This is a genomic window from Vibrio sp. 03_296 (genome assembly GCF_002265885.1).
Window position 1 is genome coordinate 1 of sequence record NZ_NPKW01001010.1, and the last position, 932, is coordinate 932.

General features: G+C 50.3%; 1 pseudogene. It reads left to right on the forward strand.

The window, feature by feature from the left end:
- A pseudogene (locus CIK04_RS35860) lies at positions 1-932 on the forward strand (cache domain-containing protein); the annotation flags it as partial.

Below are 932 nucleotides of genomic sequence, written 5' to 3' on the forward strand. Positions count from 1 at the left end.
CAAACATTAACAACGATCCTAGTTGGAACCCTGGGCCGACTTGGGATCCTCGCGTTCGTCCTTGGTACAAGGCTGCCAAAAATGCAGGACAACTCATCATCACCGCTCCCTATGCGGATTCCGCGACCAATGAAATTTTGGTTTCCATCGCCACCCCCGTACGAGACAACGGGACATTTATTGGCGCCATATTCTACGACGTAAGCTTAGCGGGCCTTGCCGAACTCGTGAATCAGGTAAAATTGTTTGATGCGGGTTATGTGTTCATCGTTTCCGAACGATGGCACCACCATCGCGCATCCAGACACTAAGCTCAATGGCAAACCGGATGTCTGAATACATGCCGAACGTGCAAATTCGCGAAACCCGCAGCAAGTCGTACTGGACCGGTCATTTCTTATAACGCTCGATTTTGCGTCGGTACCAGGGGAAAACTGGTATGTGGGCATCGTCCTCGATGAAAGTATTGCTTATCAATCCATCAATGACTTACGCAACAGTTCCATCGTATACACCATCGTTGCCTTGCTCTTAAGTATTGCGATTTTGCTGGTACTGATTCGCACCTTGATGCGCCCTCTTGATGATCTCAATAACGCCATTCAAGACGTGGCATCGGTGAAGGGATCTGACCAACGATTGGACACCAATACAGACAAAGAATTCTCTCAACTGGCAGATGGGTTTAACACCTTCACGGGCACGCTTCAGCAGTTGATCAAACAGTCGAAAGCCATTGGTGAAGAAATTCTTCGTGGTTCTGAAACCACCTCTGGTGGCCTACAAGAATCTGCGGCGGCCATGCAAGAGCAGCTACGTGAACTGGAACAGCTCGCTACCGCAATGCATGAAATGGCCACCACCGCATCCGATGTCGCCTCTAACGCGCAAGGTGCAGCCTCTAACAGCGAAAGTTGCGGACGACGCTACCG